Origin of the sequence: Anaerotruncus rubiinfantis (assembly GCF_900078395.1) — a bacterium.
GTDB lineage: Bacteria > Bacillota > Clostridia > Oscillospirales > Ruminococcaceae > Anaerotruncus > Anaerotruncus rubiinfantis.
This window is the reverse complement of sequence record NZ_FKLA01000009.1, coordinates 1,413,751-1,431,808: the sequence shown is the minus strand read 5'-3', so window position 1 is coordinate 1,431,808 and position 18,058 is coordinate 1,413,751. Positions and strand designations below refer to the sequence as shown.

At 54.7% G+C, this 18,058-nt stretch carries 14 protein-coding genes and 1 tRNA gene; 8 read left to right on the top strand and 7 right to left on the bottom strand.

Going from position 1 to position 18,058, the window contains the following annotated elements; genetic code table 11:
- Positions 1 to 91 precede the first annotated feature (91 nt).
- The 3 genes from BN4275_RS12330 to nagA are packed head-to-tail and all read right to left on the bottom strand — an operon-like array spanning position 92 to position 2,861.
- Positions 92 to 859, bottom strand: coding sequence for a glucosamine-6-phosphate deaminase (locus tag BN4275_RS12330; RefSeq protein WP_066458748.1), 768 nt, complete (start codon positions 857 to 859; stop codon positions 92 to 94).
- 32 nt (positions 860 to 891) lie between these two features.
- Complete coding sequence (locus BN4275_RS12325) at positions 892 to 1,632, bottom strand: glucosamine-6-phosphate deaminase (protein WP_066458746.1); 741 nt, start codon at positions 1,630 to 1,632, stop codon at positions 892 to 894.
- Positions 1,633 to 1,682: 50 nt separating this feature from the next.
- Positions 1,683 to 2,861, bottom strand: coding sequence for an N-acetylglucosamine-6-phosphate deacetylase (gene nagA / locus BN4275_RS12320; RefSeq protein ID WP_066458744.1), 1,179 nt, complete (start codon positions 2,859 to 2,861; stop codon positions 1,683 to 1,685).
- A gap of 240 nt (positions 2,862 to 3,101) precedes the next feature.
- Here nagA and BN4275_RS12315 point away from each other — a divergent pair, with 240 nt between their 5' ends.
- The 4 genes from BN4275_RS12315 to BN4275_RS12300 all read left to right on the top strand — a co-directional run bounded on the left by BN4275_RS12315 (position 3,102) and on the right by BN4275_RS12300 (position 7,315).
- Positions 3,102 to 4,169, top strand: a complete 1,068-nt coding sequence (locus BN4275_RS12315; RefSeq protein WP_066458742.1) for a LacI family DNA-binding transcriptional regulator — start codon at positions 3,102 to 3,104, stop codon at positions 4,167 to 4,169.
- A gap of 101 nt (positions 4,170 to 4,270) precedes the next feature.
- The gene (locus BN4275_RS12310; protein WP_066458740.1) at positions 4,271 to 5,329 is read left to right on the top strand and encodes a TRAP transporter substrate-binding protein; all 1,059 of its coding nucleotides are present in this window, start codon (positions 4,271 to 4,273) and stop codon (positions 5,327 to 5,329) included.
- A 112-nt stretch (positions 5,330 to 5,441) separates the two neighbouring features.
- Complete coding sequence (locus tag BN4275_RS12305) at positions 5,442 to 6,014, top strand: TRAP transporter small permease (protein ID WP_066458739.1); 573 nt, start codon at positions 5,442 to 5,444, stop codon at positions 6,012 to 6,014.
- The gene (locus BN4275_RS12300; RefSeq protein WP_066458738.1) at positions 6,011 to 7,315 is read left to right on the top strand and encodes a TRAP transporter large permease; all 1,305 of its coding nucleotides are present in this window, start codon (positions 6,011 to 6,013) and stop codon (positions 7,313 to 7,315) included. The genes BN4275_RS12305 and BN4275_RS12300 overlap by 4 nt, the downstream gene beginning before the upstream one ends.
- A gap of 80 nt (positions 7,316 to 7,395) precedes the next feature.
- Here BN4275_RS12300 and BN4275_RS12295 read toward each other — a convergent pair whose 3' ends face one another.
- On the bottom strand, positions 7,396 to 8,169 hold the full coding sequence (locus BN4275_RS12295; protein ID WP_066458736.1) for a type III pantothenate kinase: 774 nt from the start codon (positions 8,167 to 8,169) through the stop codon (positions 7,396 to 7,398).
- Between the two features lie 168 nt (positions 8,170 to 8,337).
- Here BN4275_RS12295 and BN4275_RS12290 point away from each other — a divergent pair.
- A tRNA-Thr gene (locus tag BN4275_RS12290) sits at positions 8,338 to 8,413 on the top strand.
- 107 nt (positions 8,414 to 8,520) lie between these two features.
- Here the strand turns inward: BN4275_RS12290 and BN4275_RS12285 are convergent.
- Complete coding sequence (locus BN4275_RS12285) at positions 8,521 to 9,207, bottom strand: helix-turn-helix transcriptional regulator (protein ID WP_066458734.1); 687 nt, start codon at positions 9,205 to 9,207, stop codon at positions 8,521 to 8,523.
- Positions 9,208 to 9,467: 260 nt separating this feature from the next.
- On the opposite strand from BN4275_RS12285, the gene BN4275_RS12280 reads away from it, so the two are divergent.
- The 3 genes from BN4275_RS12280 to BN4275_RS12270 all read left to right on the top strand — a co-directional run bounded on the left by BN4275_RS12280 (position 9,468) and on the right by BN4275_RS12270 (position 16,456).
- Positions 9,468 to 10,970 carry a Na+/H+ antiporter NhaC family protein gene (locus BN4275_RS12280; RefSeq protein WP_341423465.1) on the top strand — a complete coding sequence of 501 codons (1,503 nt, stop codon included), beginning with the start codon at positions 9,468 to 9,470 and terminating at the stop codon, positions 10,968 to 10,970.
- A 36-nt stretch (positions 10,971 to 11,006) separates the two neighbouring features.
- Complete coding sequence (locus BN4275_RS12275) at positions 11,007 to 12,293, top strand: L-cysteine desulfidase family protein (RefSeq protein WP_066458730.1); 1,287 nt, start codon at positions 11,007 to 11,009, stop codon at positions 12,291 to 12,293.
- A gap of 383 nt (positions 12,294 to 12,676) precedes the next feature.
- Complete coding sequence (locus BN4275_RS12270) at positions 12,677 to 16,456, top strand: sensor domain-containing diguanylate cyclase/phosphohydrolase (RefSeq protein ID WP_066458728.1); 3,780 nt, start codon at positions 12,677 to 12,679, stop codon at positions 16,454 to 16,456.
- A 228-nt stretch (positions 16,457 to 16,684) separates the two neighbouring features.
- Here BN4275_RS12270 and BN4275_RS12265 read toward each other — a convergent pair whose 3' ends face one another.
- The gene (locus tag BN4275_RS12265) at positions 16,685 to 17,188 is read right to left on the bottom strand and encodes a 4'-phosphopantetheinyl transferase family protein (protein WP_066458727.1); all 504 of its coding nucleotides are present in this window, start codon (positions 17,186 to 17,188) and stop codon (positions 16,685 to 16,687) included.
- Entirely contained in the window at positions 17,188 to 18,009 is an 822-nt protein-coding gene (locus BN4275_RS12260; RefSeq protein ID WP_066458726.1) for a putative RNA methyltransferase, read from the bottom strand. Before BN4275_RS12260 ends, BN4275_RS12265 begins: the two co-directional genes overlap by 1 nt.
- Positions 18,010 to 18,058 lie beyond the last annotated feature (49 nt).

The window sequence follows — 18,058 nt, the reverse complement described above, 5'->3', positions numbered from 1 at the left end:
CGAAAGACAATTTTCCATATGTTATTATACATAAAAACAGCTGCCAATTAAAATTGGCAGCTGTTTTTGTTCATATAAAAAATGTGTGGGATCAAAGCATCGAAGCGGAGTCCGCGTCGAGATAGAGCTTTGCAGCCGGCTGACGGCGCAGGACGGAAGCCGGGCAGCGCTCGGAAACCTCCCCTTTCACCAGTTCAGAAATGGCGTGCGCCTTGGTTTTGGCCGGCACAATACAAAAGAGTGCCTTCGCGCGCATGAGACCCGGGATGGTGACAGTCATCGCCGTACGCGGAACCTCATCGAGCTGTGTAAAGCAACCGTCATTGACCTGCTGGTTGCGGCAGATTTCATCAAGCGCAACTGTTTTTACAAGCCGTTTATCCGCAAAGTCCGCGACCGGCGGATCGTTGAAAGCGACGTGGCCGTTCTCGCCTACGCCAAGGATGCAGATATCCATCGGATGCTCAAGCAGCACCTTTTCATAGCGGTCCGCTTCCGCCTGCGGATCAGCCGCGGACGGGTCGATATAAAACACCTCTTTAAAGGGTTTCTGTCCAAAGATCGCGCGGCGCAGGAAATTGCCGAAGCCCTGCGGCGCCTGGGGCGAAAGGCCGATGTATTCGTCCATATGAAACGCATTTACGCGCTCCCAGTCGATGTCCGGCTCGCTGAGCAGCGCTTCGAGCGCATCCGACTGGCTTGGCGCTGCGGCAAACATCATGTTCACCGTTTCCTTTTCCGCCAACAGCACCCGCAGCATTGCGGCGGCATCCTTCGCAGCCGCAATCCCCATCTCTTTCCGGGTTTCAAAGGCATAGCACTGCAGCCGGTCGACATTGAAATATTTTACCAGGGACATTTTTGTACCTCTTTTCTTTCAGGCGCAGCTTCTTACAGCGCGAAAAGTTTCTGTGCGGATGCGTCGTCGATGAACAGTTTCCAGTCGGGATGGGTCTTGAGGATAGTGGCAGGGACCATCGGGCTGACCGGCTGAGTCACAGTGTTGAAGATCGCTTCCGCCTTGACGCCATGCGGCGCGGCGGTCACGATGTGGCGGCAGGCCATGATCTGCTTGACGGTCATGGTGATCGCCTGCTTCGGGACATCGTCCACGGTTGCGAACCAGCCTTCGCCGACCTGCTGTTTTTTGCAGCGCTCGTCAAGGTCGACCACCTTGTAGGCCAGGTCGGTGTCAAAATCCGCCGGCGGGTCGTTAAACGCGATATGGCCGTTTTCACCAATGCCGATAACACCCACGTCAACAGGAGCGGAGCGCAGTTCCCTGGTCAGCGCTTCGATGTTGGCGGCAACGTCGCCCTCGCCATTCACAAAGTGCGCGGCCTTGACCGGCACTTTGCTGACAAAGCGCTCTTTGAGGTATTTGCGGAAGGAGGCGATATGGCTCTCCGGAAGCGCGACGTATTCGTCCAGATGGAACATCTCGACCTTTTCCCAAGGCACATCCAGCTTGACGAGCGCGTCGATAGTGGCAAACTGGGAAGCGCCGGTCGAAAGGATCACGCGGGCCGAACCGTTCTTTTCGACCGCCTCGCACAGCAACCGCGCAATTTCAGCGGCGGCGTTTGCGCCCAGGGATTCCGGGGTCGGGGATACGTTGACATTGATGTTCATAATAGTGGGACCTCCTATATGTTACGATATATTATTGACTGATGGTTCTTTTAAAAATTCGCCTTGACGCCGCCGACATAGACCGCCGAAACGTTGATATCCTCATCAAAGAGCACAAGGTCGGCATCCTTCCCGGCCTCGATCGAGCCTTTCCGGCCGTCCTCACCGATAAATTTCGCCGGCAGCAGGCTGGCCATTTTTACCGCTTCCCAGATTGGGAGCCCCGCTTCGTAGACCATCACCCGGACCAGCCGGTCGGTTGTGGCGACACTGCCCGCAAAACAGGTTCGGTCGGGCATCTTGGCGATACCGCCCTCGATGATGACATCCTGGCCGCCTTTGCGCGGGCCGAGAATGGAGGGGCCTTCCGGCATGCCGGCGCCGCGCATGCTGTCGGTGCAAAGGCAGATTTCATCATGGTTTTTGCATTTGAGAATCAGACGAAGCAGTACCGGCGGCAGGTGCATCCCGTCCGCGATCAGCTCGACGGTCAGCCCGTCTATCAGGTAGCCGCTCTCCACCACGCCGAGCACGCGGAAACCGCCCTTGCGCACGATCGTGGACATGCCGGAATAGAAATGGGTCAGATGCCGGATGCCGTGGTCGAACGCCTCCTTCATCTGGTCGTAAGTGGCGGCGGTGTGGCCGGCGGCAAGCATCACACCCATCGGCAGAAGCCGGTCGGCCATCTCAAGCGCGCCCGGCAGCTCCGGCGCGAGCGACCAACGCTTGATGCAGCCGTCCGCGCGCTCCATCACCTTCATATAATGTTCCGGCCTGGGGTTCTGAATATATTGGTCGGGCTGCGCGCCTTTCTCGACCATATCGAAATATGGACCCTCCAGGTGCAGGCCCAGCAGGTCGGGCATGTTTTCCCTGACCTTTTTTGCCTCTTTAAAATTGTCAATTGTGAGGAACAGGTCCTCATCGCTGCTGGTCATGGTAGTGGGCAGCACGCTGGTGGTGCCGTGGCGCAGATGCGCGCGCGCCGCGCCCACAATGTCCTCGGCGCTGCCGTCCATATAGTCGAAACCGCCGCCGCCGTGTGAGTGGATATCAATAAAGCCCGGTGCGAGATACCTCCCACCGCAATCTATGATTTCGCCCGCACCAATGAGCGAATTATCCATATCCCCAAAAGACAGGATCTTTCCGGCGTCCTCCTTGAGGAATCCGTTTTGGCGCACGCCGTCCGGCAGAACGAGCCGCGCGTTCACAAAGGTTTTCATAAAGGAACCGCTCCTTTCTAAATGACCACTTTAATTTTTACTATAGCCAGTTAAATTCTGCTTGTCAACTAAAAAATCCCCACGGATTTCGTTTTCACGCAGTTATGTCGGATTGCACAAATCTGTTGAGAATTTTTGTTGCTTTAGGTAATTGTTTTTCATGTAAAGGAAGTGTTAAAATTTATTTAACGATTACGTTAACGTTTACGACAGCGATTAACTTTATTTTTGAGGGGTAGTATGAACAGTGAAGTGACTCTTAAGGATATTGCGGCCGAACTGCACGTTTCGATGACAACCGTGCACCGCGCAATCCATAATAAGGACGGCATCAGTCAGTCAATGCGTCTGACCGTGCTCGAAAAAGCCAAAGAACTTGGCTATACGACCAACTATGTCGCCTCCTCCCTTAAGCGTCATACGATGAAAGTCGCAGTGGTTCTCTCTTCGGAAGAAGGCAGCGGCCGTTACTATCACCGCCAGTTTTGGAACGCGGTCCGCTCCTGCGAGGCCGAAGCAAATAGTTTAAATGTCCATGTCCTTTATTATGCTTTTGACGAGACGCCCGAGAGCCAGCTTGCTGTCCTTGATAAGGTTTTTACGGAAAACTACGGCAATCTTGACGGCCTGCTCATCATGCCCGCCGAATATGACGAACCGATGCGCCGCGCGATTGAACGCTTCACCTACAGCGGTGTTTCGGTGGTTCTGCTTGACAATGATATCCCCGGCTGCGGCAGAATCTGCTGCGTCGCGCCGCACAACACCCTCACCGGGCGGCTTGGCGGCGAACTGCTCACCTCAATGAACCTCCCGGAGGGCAAGGTGCTTGTGGCCGGCGGGTGTGAAACCAGCGCCTCACATGTACACAACCTGCGCGGCTTCCAGGCTTATCTCTCCGAACAGGGCGGCCGCCTGCAGCCGCTGGTGATCCATAAATACTACGACCTCTCGGAAACCTATCGGGAAGCCGTCGAAATCTTGAAGTCCCGCGACGATATCGTCGCTTTTTACCCTGTCACCGCACGTGAGACGATTCCACTGGCCCAGGCGATGATCGACTGCGGGCTCGCGGGCAAAATCTGCGGCATCGGAAGCGACCTTTACCCCGAAACGGCACAGTTCCTGAAGGACGGCGTCATCCGGGCCATTATCTATAAAAATGCCTACGACAAAGGGAAGCGCGGTTTCCGGCTGCTGTTTTCCCACCTGGTTAAAAAGATCAATCCGCCCGCTGAAAGCGTGGCGGTCCCAATCAGCATCATCATGAAAAACAATCTGCCCTTTTTCGCGGACCGGATCGAATAAACCGCCAAGCATTTGAAAGTCATTTTGCGGGGCACCGCGGCTCGAAATATATCAGCGATGTTTCTGCAGAAAATAAATGAGTTCAAAAAGGAGATTCAAAAATGAAAAAGATTTTGACTGCTGTTCTTGCTACCGCAATGATCGCCAGCGTGTTCGCTGGCTGCGGCGGCAGCTCCGCACCCGCGTCCTCCGCTGCACCAGCTGCCTCCACGCCCGCCGCGAGCGATTCCGCGCCCGCGAGCGAAGCCGCTCCCGCAGAAGAGACTTTCAACTTCAAGCTTGCTGAAAACCAGCCTGCCGACAACCCGATTTCCAAAGGGATGAACAAATTCGCGGAACTCGTTGCTGAAAAATCCGGCGGCACCGTGAACGTCGAAGTTTACCTCGACGCGCAGCTCGGCACCGAGAACGAAACCATCGACCAGGTCCAGGCCGGCACCCTTGATTTCGCCCGCATCAACACCTCCGCTTTGGCTTCCACCGCGGATGAAGTCGGCGTTTTCACCCTGCCTTACGTTTTCACCTCCACCGAGCAGAAATATAAAGTGCTCGACGGCGAGATCGGACAGGGCGTCAGCGACGCTCTGCAGAAATACAACATGATCGGCCTTGGCTACTGGGAGGCCGGTTCCCGCAACTTCTACACCACCAAAAAGCCGATCAAGAGCGTTGCCGATATGAAGGGCATGAAGATCCGCGTCCAGCAGAGCGACGTTGCGATCAAGATGGTCGAACTGCTCGGCGCCGCCGCCACCCCGATGGCATACGGCGAAGTTTACCAGGGCCTGCAGACCGGCGTTATTGACGGCGCCGAGAACGACTTTGTTTCCTACTACACCTCCGGTCACTATGAAGTTGCCAAATACTTCTCGCTTGACGGCCACATGGCGCCTCCGGCAATGCTGCTCATGAGCAAGACCTCTTGGGACAAGATGAGCGACGCGCAGAAAACCGCTGTTACCGAGGCTGCAAGAGAAGCCTGTGAGTGGCAGCGCCAGGCGATGCAGGATTATCAGAACGAGTCCCGCGCGAAGGTTGAGGAAGCCGGCTGCGAGATCTTCGAGGTTGACGCCAAGGAGTTCCAGGACGCTGTTTCCGAAATCTATGACATGTATCCGCAGTATGCCGACGTGATCGCGGCGATCAAAGAGGTTGCCTAATCCGGCGATTGCAGCATTCAAATTGCTCAGACCCAGATAAATCCCAAGCGGGAACCACGCGCCGTCCGGCGGCGCGTGGTTCCCTCAGATGTTACATTTAGGGGGTCCATATATGAAGAGGAGCTTTGGCACATTTCTGGAAAAACCCAAAAAATTTTTTGACAAATTTTCAACCTTTGAACGTTATATCTGCTGCTACCTGCTGATCATCCTGGTTGCGATCACCTTTGTCCAGGTTGTGATGCGCTTCATTTTTAACGCGCCGTTCAGCTGGGCGGAAGAGGTTACCCTGATGTTCCTCGTCTGGTTCGGCTATCTGTGCATGGCGGTCGATATCTACAACGATTCGCACGCGGCGTTATATTTCCTTTATAACAAGATGCCTCCCATGATCCGCAAAGGAGCGGACCTTCTCCGGCATGGGCTGCTCTCCTGGCTGTTTGCCCTCATGATCAAATACGGCTATCAGATCACCATGCTCAATATTGGAAAGCCTCAGCCGGCAACCCGTTTTTCGCAAGGCTGGCTGTTTGCTCCGCTGGTGGTTGGCGGTATCCTGATGGTTGTCTATTCGGTATTCAATTTCATTCAGGTGCTGGCGAAACCGCTCAGTGAATATAAAAAAGAATCCGAAAAGGAGAAAACCATCGATGACCTCAATGTGGAAAGAGGTGGTACCGTATGAGTGAGATCGCAGTCGGAACCTTCATTCTGTTCTTCACATTGATTTTCCTGATGTGCATTCGTATTCCGATCTCCTTCTGCCTGGGTATCTCCGCGCTGTTCACAGCCGTCTATCTTGATATCCCCTTCCTGAACCTGTTCCAGAAGATGTCCACCGGTATCACCAGCTTCACCTTCATGTGCGTGCCGTTCTTTATCATCATGGCACAGATCATGACCGACGGCGGTATTTCGGACAGGCTCACCAAGTTCTGCAACGTGCTTGTCGGGCGTGTGCGCGGCGGCACGGCGCTGGTCAACTGCATTGTTTCGATGTTCTTCGGCGGCATCTCCGGTTCCTCGATCGCCGACGTGTCCTCGATCGGTTCCTTCCTGATCCCGTCGATGATCAAGGAAGGTTATGATGCCGACTACAGCGTTGCTGTCACCTGCACCAGTTCGGTCGAAGGGGTTATCATCCCGCCGAGCCAGAACATGATTTTCTATATCGTTGCGGCCGGCAGCGGCCTTTCGATCAGCACCATGTTTATGTGCGGCTACATACCTGGCGTTCTCCTGACCGCGGCGCTGTGCGTCTGCTCCTATGTGATTGCGGTCAAGAAGAAATACCCGGTTTCCGAAAAGAAATCCTGGAAGGAAAACATGACCATTGTCCGGGAAGCGTTGCTTGGACTGGTCACCATTCTGATCGTTGCGGTCGGTATCGTCTGCGGCATCTTCACCGCGACTGAAGCCGGCGCGGTTGCCGCAGTCTACGCGCTGTTCGTCACTGTCTGCTTCTACCACACGATGAATTTCAAAAAGCTGATCGGCTGCCTGATGAAATCGCTCAAAACCCTGAGCACCATCATGGCGATCATCGCCACCTCCAGCGCGTTCAGCTATGTGCTTTCCTATCTGAAGGTTCCGACCCGCGTCGCAACCACGCTGACCAACATCTCCAGCAGCCCTGCGGTCGTCATGTTCCTGATGGTTCTTATGATGGCGATCCTTGGCTGCTTCATGGACATGGGCATTCTGCTCATCCTTCTGACCCCAATCCTCTATCCGGTTGCCATGTCGTTCGGCTTCAACCCCTACCATTTTGGTCTCATCATGGTTCTGACCTTGGGCCTCGGTCTTCTCACCCCGCCGGTCGGCACCTCTCTGTGGGCTGGATGCGCAATTGCAAACATCCCAATCGAGAAATCCCTCAAAGGATTCCTGCCGTTCTATTTCACCTATCTGGTTGTTCTTCTCATCATCATTGCGTTCCCGGATATCGCGCTGTTCCTGCCGCGCGTGCTTGGATACGTTGCATAATGAAAAAACAAGACCACCTGCCGATTTTCGGCAGGTGGTCTTCCCTTGTCCAAGGTTCCAGGAAAAGCGGAGATTCCTGTTCAGCCTCTTTTGTTTTCTTCATAAATGATCCGCAGGCCGTCGAGGGTAAGCGTGCGATCGATCGCTGAGAAAATCTTTCCTTCGTCGTCGACCAGCTTGGCCAGACCGCCCGTAGCGATCGCCCGGGTATCCTCTCCCAGCTCCGCTTTGATTCCATTTACAATATTGGTAACCGCCCCGATGTAGCCGTTTACAGCCCCTGATTGCAGGCTGGTGATGGTATTGCGGCCGATGATCTTCTCCGGACGGATCAATTCGACCCGGGGAAGTTTCGCGGTCTTTGAAAAAAGCGCATCCATCGAGATTTTGATACCTGGATAGATTGCACCACCAAGATATTCCCCGTTACGGCCAATGGCATCGAAGGTGGTGGCGGTTCCAAAGTCGACCACAATGAGCGGCCCGCCATATTTATGGTAGGCCGCAAGCGCCGCTACCAGACGGTCCGCACCTACATCTTTCGGGTTGTCATACCGGTTTTCAATCCGCATCTGGATATTATCCCCAACGATCAGCGGCTGTTTTTGGAAAAAATACTTCTTCATCGCATTGGTGATCGAATACATCACCTGCGGAACAACCGAAGCAATAATGATATCCACAATGTCATGCCGGTCGATCCCATTGATCGCGAAAAACTGTGTGGTAAAAAGCCCCACTTCATCCGAAGTAATCTCCCTGTTGGTTCCCAGACGAAAAGACGCAACCATCTTTCCACCGTCAAAGACGCCAAACTCCATGTTGGTATTTCCAATATCTATTGCAAGCAGCATTTTGTACCTCCGTGACAAATTCAGTACGTTTTTTTCTATTGTAAAACAGCCGTGCCGCCGCGTCAACGATAATTTTTCAACACAGGCTCCCCCGGAAAATTTGTGCAAAAGATATTGACCTTTTGGGTCGATAATGGTATACTATTTAAGCGTCCTTTTTGAATAATTGCTAGTATGGCTCAGTTGGTAGAGCAGCGCATTCGTAATGCGCAGGTCGTCGGTTCGAGTCCGACTACTAGCTCCAACCTTCCCCCCGCGCGGCGTTGCCGCGCGGGGGGTTTTGTTTTGTCTGTCACCGGTGCCTCATTGCCACAAACAGGGATTCCCATCCGGCGCAGCATCTCCCGCGGATCATTCGCGATGTTCATTCACCCCGCTGGCACGGCGGTTCTTTACACCGGACGACGATCCATTCAGATAGCGGTAAACGGTCGGTTCGGAAATGGAAAGCTGCTCGGCAATTTCCGCAACCGCTCCTTTCATCAGCAGGATGCCCTGCGCGTTGAGCTTCTGTACCAGTTGAACCTTTTCGGCTTTGGTCATGCGCGCGGGCGAGATCCCCGCTTCCTGAATCGCCTTATCGATCAGTGAATGCACCATCGAAACCACTGGATTCCCAAGGTTCTCCTCGACATGCGGAAGATCCTCCCGCACCTCGAAACGCCGCATAAAACGGTTAAAAATATCCCGGAGTTCGGATGCCTGAGAGGTGTCGCTGTTGATGCAGAGCATCCCGATCAGCCGGCCTTCATTCTTGATATAAAAGGTGGAGGAGACAAAAATTTTTCCGCCGGAATAACCGCGGTAGTTGGCCAAAAAGTCCTCCCCTTCATACTGCTTTTCGCTGTAAACCCGAAAGGCCAGATCGGTCATAGAGCTGCCGATTGCGCGGCCGGAAAGATGCCCGTTGCGCAGCGCGATCACCGAATGCTCCGGATTTGACAGATCGTGCAGGATAACCTCGCAGCTTTCTCCAAAGACCTCCGCGAGGAAATCCACAAGCGGGACAAACACCTGCATTAGTTCCTGGTCCTTCATTGAAATCCTCCTTCCATGACCGTTCAGATAGTTCCAGAATAACACCTGTGAATCCAGATAGCAAGTAGAAAAGATCCTGAAATTATTTTTGCGATAAAAAATTATTGTTTTGATAAAATCTCTTGCAATGTGATAATTTCAATGCTATACTGTATTTGCATTAAACTTATTTAACAATTTTTATCAACATTTATTTATGTTTTTTATATTTTTGACATAGCATTGGTGGTATTAGGCGTTGGGAGGTGAAGCGTTAACCTATCCGCCACCTGACAACAAAGAGGAGGAGAGTAACCATGAAAGACGAAAAAAATCTGGAATTCAGAGGCAGCAGCTTTCTCGCGCTGGTTCCCTTCGCAATCTTCATCGTTATCACAATTGCCCTGTCTTTCGTCAATGCGGCTGACCTGAACATGATGATCGGCGCGGGCGTCATCGGACTGCTCGTCGGCATGTTGTTTGTCAAGGATCTGGAGGAATACTGGAACGTCATCCTGGAGGGTCTCGGATCAAAGGTCGGTATGACAGCCGTCATGCTCTGGCTGGTTGTCGGCATCTACGGCAACATCCTCAAAAGCGGCCACATTGTGGAAGGGCTCGTCTGGCTGAGCGTCAAGCTGCATATGAGTGGCGCCGCCTTCACCGTCGCGGCCTTCATTTTCTCAGCCGTATTCGCCATGGCGACCGGTTCCGGATTTGGAACCATCTCGACCATGAGCTTTATCATCTATCCGGCCGGCATCCTGCTCGGCTCGAACCCGGCGGTTCTGGCGGGCGCGATCCTGTCCGGCGCGGCGGTCGGCGACAACCTGGCGCCGGTCTCCGACACCACCATCATCGCGGCCACCAGTCAGGAGTATAACAACAAGGACGGCACCGCGGATATCGGCGGGACGGTGCGGACCCGTTCGCCGCTTGTCATTGTGGGCGGGGTCATCGCCGCCGTGATGTTCTTCATCTTCGGCGGATCGGGCAGCGTCATGGACGCCGCACAGGCGGAAAGCCTGCTGGCCCAGTACCAGATGCCTGCCGGTCTGCTCCTGCTGATCCCGACCGTCATCGTCATCATCCTTGCGGTGCGCGGCGTCAATATTTTCGCATCGCTGGGAGTCGGCATCCTCGCAGCCATCATCATCGGCCTCGGCGCGGGACTGTTTGATTTCTCCGCGATCGTCGCCATCCAGGACGGCGCGCTTGTCGGCGCGATCCCGAGCGGCATCGCGGGCATGACCACCGTTTCCATCCTGCTCATCCTGGTCGTCTCCATGGGCAACCTGCTGGTACGCAGCGGATGCATGGAAAAGACGGTCAACTGGCTCAACGACACGGTCATCAAGACCCCGCGCGGCGCCGAGCTGGCAATCTTCTCGCTTTCTTCGATCTTCGGCATCCTGATCGCAGCGATCAACACCATCGCAAATATCTGCGTGGCGCCGTTTGTCAACGCGATTGGCCGTAAGAACAACCTGCATCCATACCGCAGCGCCAACATCCTCGCGACCACCATCTGTTCCTTCCCGTTCTTTGCCCCGTTTGGCGGCTGTGTGCTTCTGCTGCTCGGCGGACTTTCGTCCATGAAGGATACTTACCCATTCCTGCCGCAGCTGGCGCCCACCGACATGCTCTTCACCGCTTTTTATCCGTGGGCAATCTGGGTTGTGACGTTGGTCGCCTGCATCATCGGCTGGGGCCGGATGTTTGAGGGCCCGAAGGGTGAGATTGTCAAAGAAGAAGCAAAAGGCAAAGCCCCGGCGGGAAAATAACCGGGACACGACAGAATTAAGGAGGTTGTTTTCGCCATGAATCGACTCACACAACTGATCAAGGACGATATGAAGCCAGCGCTGGGGGTCACCGAGCCGGGCGCCATTGCCTTTGCGGCGGCCAAGGCCCGCAGTTACACCCAAGGCCCGATCGAAAGCGTTTCGGTCGCAATGAACTCCGGCATGTATAAAAATGCGTTCACCTGCGGGATTCCGAACTCAAACGAGGTCGGCAACATCTTCTCCGCCGCGCTTGGCGTTGTCGCCGGAGACTGTGAAAAAGGTCTGGAATCGCTCGCGAACGTCACCCCGGAGGACAATGCTGAAGCCCAAAAGCTGGTGGATCAAGGGCGTGTGACCGTCCAGCTTTCCGGAATCACCTCCGATATCTTCATTGAGGCCACCGTCAAGACCGCCACCGACGAATGCGTCGTCACTATCCGCGACGCACACACCAATATCGTGCGCATCCTCGTAAACGGCAAGGTGGAATTCGAGAAGGAAGCGGAAAAAGCGGAAAATCTCGACGGACAGCCGGGCGGCGGCCATGAGATCCACAGCTATACTCTCGCACAGCTGGTCGATTATGCAAAAACCGTACCCTTTTCCGAAATCGAGTTCATCCGCGAAGCCTACAAGGTGAACCTCGAGCTCTTCGAAGAGGGGCTCGCGAATCCGCGTACCACCTTCGCGCGTTATCTCAAGAAGATGAACGGCGACGAGGTCTTTTCGAAGGACGCGCTCAAGACCGCCCAGCTGCTCTGCAACGCGGCGATCGAAGCGCGGGTCATTGGGCTTGACAAACCCGCCATGAGCATCACCGGCTCGGGCGCGCACGGCATCATCGCCACCATGCCGCTCTATGCCGAATGCAAGGCCCGGGACCTGCCGGAGGAGAAGTTGCTGCGCGCAACCGCGCTGAGCTATCTGGTCTGCATGTACATTAAGGAATATTCCGGCCGCCTGTCTGCTTTCTGCGGCTGCGCAATCGCTGCCGGCACCGGTATGGCCTGCGCGCTGGTGTTCCTGCGCGACGGCACGGTCGAACAGATGATCCACACGATCAACAACATGGCGTCAAGCATCACCGGCATGATCTGCGACGGCGGCAACCAGGGATGCACCATGAAGGGGATTGTGGCGGTGGACGCGGCATTCAAGTCGGTCGAGCTGGCCATGAATGGCACCTATATCTTCGACGTGCACGGCATCAACGGCAGGACACCGGAACTCACCATGAAGCATATGGGTCTCATCGCTTCGCCTGGTATGGTCGGCACCGAAAAGACCATTGTTGAAATCTTTGAAAGCAAGTTGAAATAGTTCCTCCCTCATCAGGGCAGCCGGGTGTCTCACATGGAGATGCCCGGCTGTTTGTTTTTCCGCTCTGTGTTGGATTTTCGACCTTGCCACAAAAAATTCGGTTCCGCATATGTCGTAATTTGTTGTTGTGAGTCTGGATTTTATATAGTATACTGTATGATATATGGAAATGGCATTACACAACCTCTCGCTTTCCAATCCTCTGGTTGACAGAAAGGTTTGTTTTGTAATCCATTGCAATTTGATGCCAGCGTTTATGGCAATGGAGGTATCCCGGCGATGAACAGCTGCCGCTCTATAGAAAAAACCGCCCTATCCGGGAGTTTTCCCCGCTCGCCGGTATGGGGTCTATTTTTGAAGTTGGGAACAAGGAGGGGGATGCAGTGAACCGGGATACGCTTCTGATCGTTGACGATATGGAGATCAACCGGGCAATCCTCCGTGCGCTTTTCGAGCCGGAATACAATCTGCTGGAAGCGGAAAACGGCGAGCAGGCCATGCTGCTCATCAAACAGTACCGGCATTCGCTGGCCGCAGTCCTGCTCGACCTGGTGATGCCCCTCAAGGATGGTTATCAGGTCATGTCGGAGATGTCCCAGAACGGACTGATGGACAACTTTCCGATCATTGTCATCACTTCTGAGGATTCAACCGAAAACGAAGTCCGTGCTTTCGATCTTGGCGCCGCGGATATTATCATCAAACCGTTCGAGCCGCATGTGGTCCGTCGGAGAGTGCAGAATGCGGTCGATCTCAACCGCCACAAGACACATCTGGAGGAGATGGTGGAAGAGCAGGCGACAAAGCTGCGGGAATCCCGCGACGTCATCATGGACACCCTTTCTTCCGTCATCGAGCACCGCAGCGCCGAAACCGGTCAGCATGTCCTGCGCATCCGCATGTTCACCAAGGTCCTGCTCGAAAATGTGATGCGCTGCTGTCCTGAATACGATCTGGATGAACATGCGGTCAGCGTCATCGCGGAGGCCGCCGCCCTGCACGACATCGGCAAGATTTCCATTCCGGATACCATCCTCAGCAAACCGGGGCGGCTCACGCCGGAGGAATTTGAGGTGATGAAGACCCATACTGTGAAGGGTTGTGAGATCCTTGCGGGCCTCGACCGGATGGGGGATAAGGAATATCTGCTGTACGCTTATAATATCTGCCGGTATCACCATGAGCGGTGGGACGGCGCCGGATATCCGGATGGACTGAAAGGGGATAACACTCCCATTTATGCCCAGGCGGTTGGAATCGCCGACGCATACGACGCGCTGACTACCGATCGGGTTTATAAAAAGGCGATCCCGCCGAAACGGGCGATGACCATGATCCTCAATGGGGAGTGCGGCGCGTTTTCCCCCATGCTTTTGGAAAGCCTGAAAAACGTACGCGAACAATTCTATGAGCTTTCCTGCAACTACGCGGACGGCAATACGCTCAAGACGACTACGGAGCGGCTGATATCCAACTCCCCCGCCCCATACCAGAATATCAAGAATACCTCTGAACTTGGTCAGATGAAATATCTTGCCATGCTGCGTTATATTGGAGCCACCGTTCTGGAAGTGGACATGAACAGCGGAATCTACCATCTGATCCACCAGCAAAACGACGATTTCCAGGATCTCCGTTCCGGCGGCACCTTTGAGGAGTCGATGCGCGCCTTTGCGGAGCATGCCGTCCATCCAGATGACCGGCTGGAAGTACTTGGAATTCTCGACGGAGGAATCGAGGAATTTTTTGTGAGCGGACTGATGAAAAAGTCCCGTAAATACCGGGTATTTCATCGTACCTCCGGCGAGTATATCTGGTACGAAGGCACCTCGCTGCGCGTTGACATCGACAATCCCAAACGCCATAAGATCCTCATCGTATGGAGCCCGTTGGATCTGCCCGCCGGCTCCCCCGCAATGCAAACGGAAACAGCCTGTGCGCCGCTGACGCAGGAGCTGCAGGTCGGGGTACAGCAGTGTATCAATGACCGCTGGTTCACTATGACCTATATGAACGACGGTTTTACCACCCTGTTTGGCTACAGCAGGCAGGAAATCAGCGACCGGTTCCACAACCGGTACATCGAAATGATCCATCCCGACGACCAGCAGTATGTGCGCCGGGAGTTTCTCGCGCAGCTTTCCGCCAGCAGCACCCAGCGTCTGGAGTATCGGATTGTGAACAAACAAGGCCAGGTTGTTTGGGTTCTGGAAAAATGCCAGCTTGCTTCGGCGCAGGACGGGCGCGAATATCTCAACTGCGTCCTGACCGATATCACTCAGATCAAAGCGGCGCAGGAAGAATTGCGCCTGAGCATGGAACGGTATCAGATTATCCAGGATCAGACCAACGACATCATTTTTGAATGGAATCTCGCGCAGGATCTGGTCACCTATTCCCCCAACTGGATCAAAAAGTTCGGATACCGGCCGGTATCCAGCAGCGCGCAGATGCAGACCGCCTCGCATATCTTCCCAAGCGACCTCCCAGCCTTCCAGAAGCTGATGGAAAGTGTGATCAAAGGAGCTCCCTACGGGGAAGCCGAGATACGCATCGCTGACCAGAACGGACGGTACCTCTGGTGCCGCCTGCGCGCGACCACGCAGTTCAATGACGCGGGAAAGCCATTGAAAGCGGTTGGCGTCATTATTGATATTGACGCGGAAAAACGCCGTACACAGGAACTGTCCGACAAAGCCGAACGGGACGCGCTCACCAAGCTCTATACGAAAAACACCGCCCGCGAAATCATCGAGGATACGCTGGCCCATCGGGACACATCAGAACGCTTCGCGATGCTGCTGCTTGATCTTGATAACTTCAAGCAGATCAACGATTCTCACGGCCACATGTTTGGGGACGCCGTACTGGCGGAAGCCGCTTCCCGCCTGAAACTGCTCTTCCGCGCGGGGGATACCGTCGCACGGTTTGGCGGGGACGAATTCCTGGTTTTCCTTACGTACGCATCTGACGAAACGTTCCTGATCGACAAGGCCGAAAAAATCATCCAAGCCTATCGCGGCGTATTCGAGGTTGAGCTCGGTGAAAACCGGCTGACCTGCAGCGTCGGCATCTCCCGCTGCCCGGACGACGGCACTGATTTTCAGGCGCTTTTCCAACATTGCGACCGGGCGCTTTATCAGGCCAAACTGAAGGGCAAAGATCAGTTTGCGCTCTACAACAACGCGACAATGTCCACAATCTTCGGACTCAGCGCACAGCAGGTTTATGCCGCGGGCACCCGGATTGAATCGGACGACACGGATGATTTCGGCGTTGACGGCATCGTCCCACAGGCTTTCAAGCTGCTCTACGAGTCCGGCGACATCGAAACGGCGATCAACGCAATTCTTGAGATGGCCGGTCGCAAATACAATGTCAGCCGGGCATATATCTTTGAAGATTTCGAAGACGGCTCCTGGTGCCGGAATACGTTTGAATGGTGCAACGATGGGGTGCATCCGGAAATCGATTCCCTGCAGCATGTGACCTATGAGGAACTTGGAAACAACTATCACGAAAATTTTGATGAAAACGGCATCTTTTATTGCCGCGACATTGCCACCCTGTCCAAAGCGCAGTATGATATCCTTGCGCCGCAGGGAATCCGTTCCCTTCTGCAGTGCGCGGTGCGGGACGCCGGGAAGTTCGTCGGGTTTGTGGGCTTTGACGACTGTACCATCCTGCGGATGTGGACCCAGAGCCAGATCAACGCGCTGACCTTCATTTCCGAACTGCTGTCCACCTTTTTGCTCAAAATGCGCGCGCAGGACCGTGCGCTCGCAACCGCGCGAGACCTGCGCATGATCCTGGATGAGCAGAATTCCTGGATCTACGTGATTGATCCGGACAACTTCGCTCTGCGTTACGTCAATGCAAAAACTCTTCGTACGGTTCCCAACATACAGCTCGGCACGCCCTGCCACAGCGCATTTTTCCACCGGGATGCCCCCTGCGAAAATTGTCCTGCCCGGGGAATTCGGGAAATCCGCAACCGGACTTTGGAGGTCTATAACCCGATCCTGCATATCTGGTCCCTTGCGGACGCCACTCTGATCCGCTGGGGCGGCCAGGAAGCATGCCTGCTGGCATGCCACGATATCACAAAGTTTAGAAACCACACGGATTCAGTCGGCGGCTCTCCGGCGCTTTTGAAAAAATGACGGCGGATGCCGCTGTGAATTCAGCTGCGCAGCACGCTCAAATCCAGTCATAACCACCCCTAAGAGGGGTGGCATAAGGAGCGGCCTATAAGGCCAAATGCAAAAAAGCCGGGCAAGGGTTAAACCCTTGCCCGGCTTTTTTGCAGGAACATCACATTAAAATCAATAACAGGATGAAACCATAAATCGATACAGGCTCCAATTGCTTTCCATTGGGCTTTTGGCCGTTCAATCGTTTGGGGGGAGGCGCGTTTGCACAAACACAAACCGCAGAGGCGCGGCGCAAACCGAAATCGTGAAGCCTTCGATGCAAAAAGTTGCGATTTCCGGGTTTCCCCATGTTTCGATCGAGGAAACCGGAGCCACGGATGCGAACCCCACACCCTCCCGTTTGAGCCACGCCTCCTTGCGGGTCCAGACCTCAATGAATTGTTCCGCGTCCAAAGCATATGCCTGTTCCGCCGGGGTGAAATATTTCTTTGCGAGCGCGGGATTTATCCTGCGCGGGCGCTCCAGGTCGATCCCAACCGGCCGGTCAAACACCGCGCAGGCAACCGCGCCGCGCGTGTGAGCAATGCTGATGTGAATGCCCGGATACGCCGGCAAAAACGGGTTTCCATGCGCGCCTTTTTCAATACGCGGAGAAAATCCAAGCGCGTCCGCCAACAGGCGGCGCGCCGCGGCAGAGAGATCGGTTTCCCCAGTGCGCGCGAAGTAGACGGCATTTTCCATCAGACGTCCCTCTTCACGTAGTCGATGAGCCAGAAGTCGGCTTCGGTCGCAAGGCGTTCGCAGCTTTTCAGCCGTTCGCAGCCTGCCACCGGTGTCTTATAATAGTACGGCGTCATCGAAAAGAGGCTTTCGATCAGTTCGTTTCCTTCGAGTGAAAACGTGTAGCTGATCCGTTTGCGTTCCAGAATTTCGAAACCCGGCAGTTCAAATGTTTTTTCCGGATTTTCATAGGGCGCGTCGTAGAGGATCTTCTTGAGCCCGAAAAGATGCCGTGCCGCCGGATAGACCGCTGCGAAATGCCCGCCCGGCGTGAGTACGCGGGCAAATTCCCCGGCGCAGACGGGGGAAAAGACATTGTAGCAGCAATCCACCGAGCCAGATGCGACCGGCAGCTCAAACAGGCTCGCCACCGCAAACCGCGCCTGCGGGCAACGTCTGGCGGCATGTTTGACAGCCCGCTTCGAGATGTCCACACCGATGAGGGAAGGCTCCTTCCCAGCGGCAGAAAGCGCCGCAAAAAGGCGCGCGGCGTAGTAACCCTCCCCACAGCCGGCGTCAAGAATGCGCGGGGATTTTTTGCAGCGGCCGGCGAGCATCTTATTCAGCGCATCGGAAAGCGGCTCATAACAGCCGGTATCAAGAAACCGGGTGCGTCCGCGTACCATTTCAGCGTTGTCGCCCGGGTCCTGGCTGTTCTTTTTATTCGGCGGCAACAGGTAGAGATAGCCCTGTGCCGAAAGGTCGTAGGAATGACCACGCGGGCAGCGGAAAGCCTGCTGCGCGCGGTCGAGCGGCCCTTTGCAAACCGGACAGATAAACATGTTTGTCCCCCAGTTTCCTCAGAATTGTATTTATTGTACCAGTCTTGCC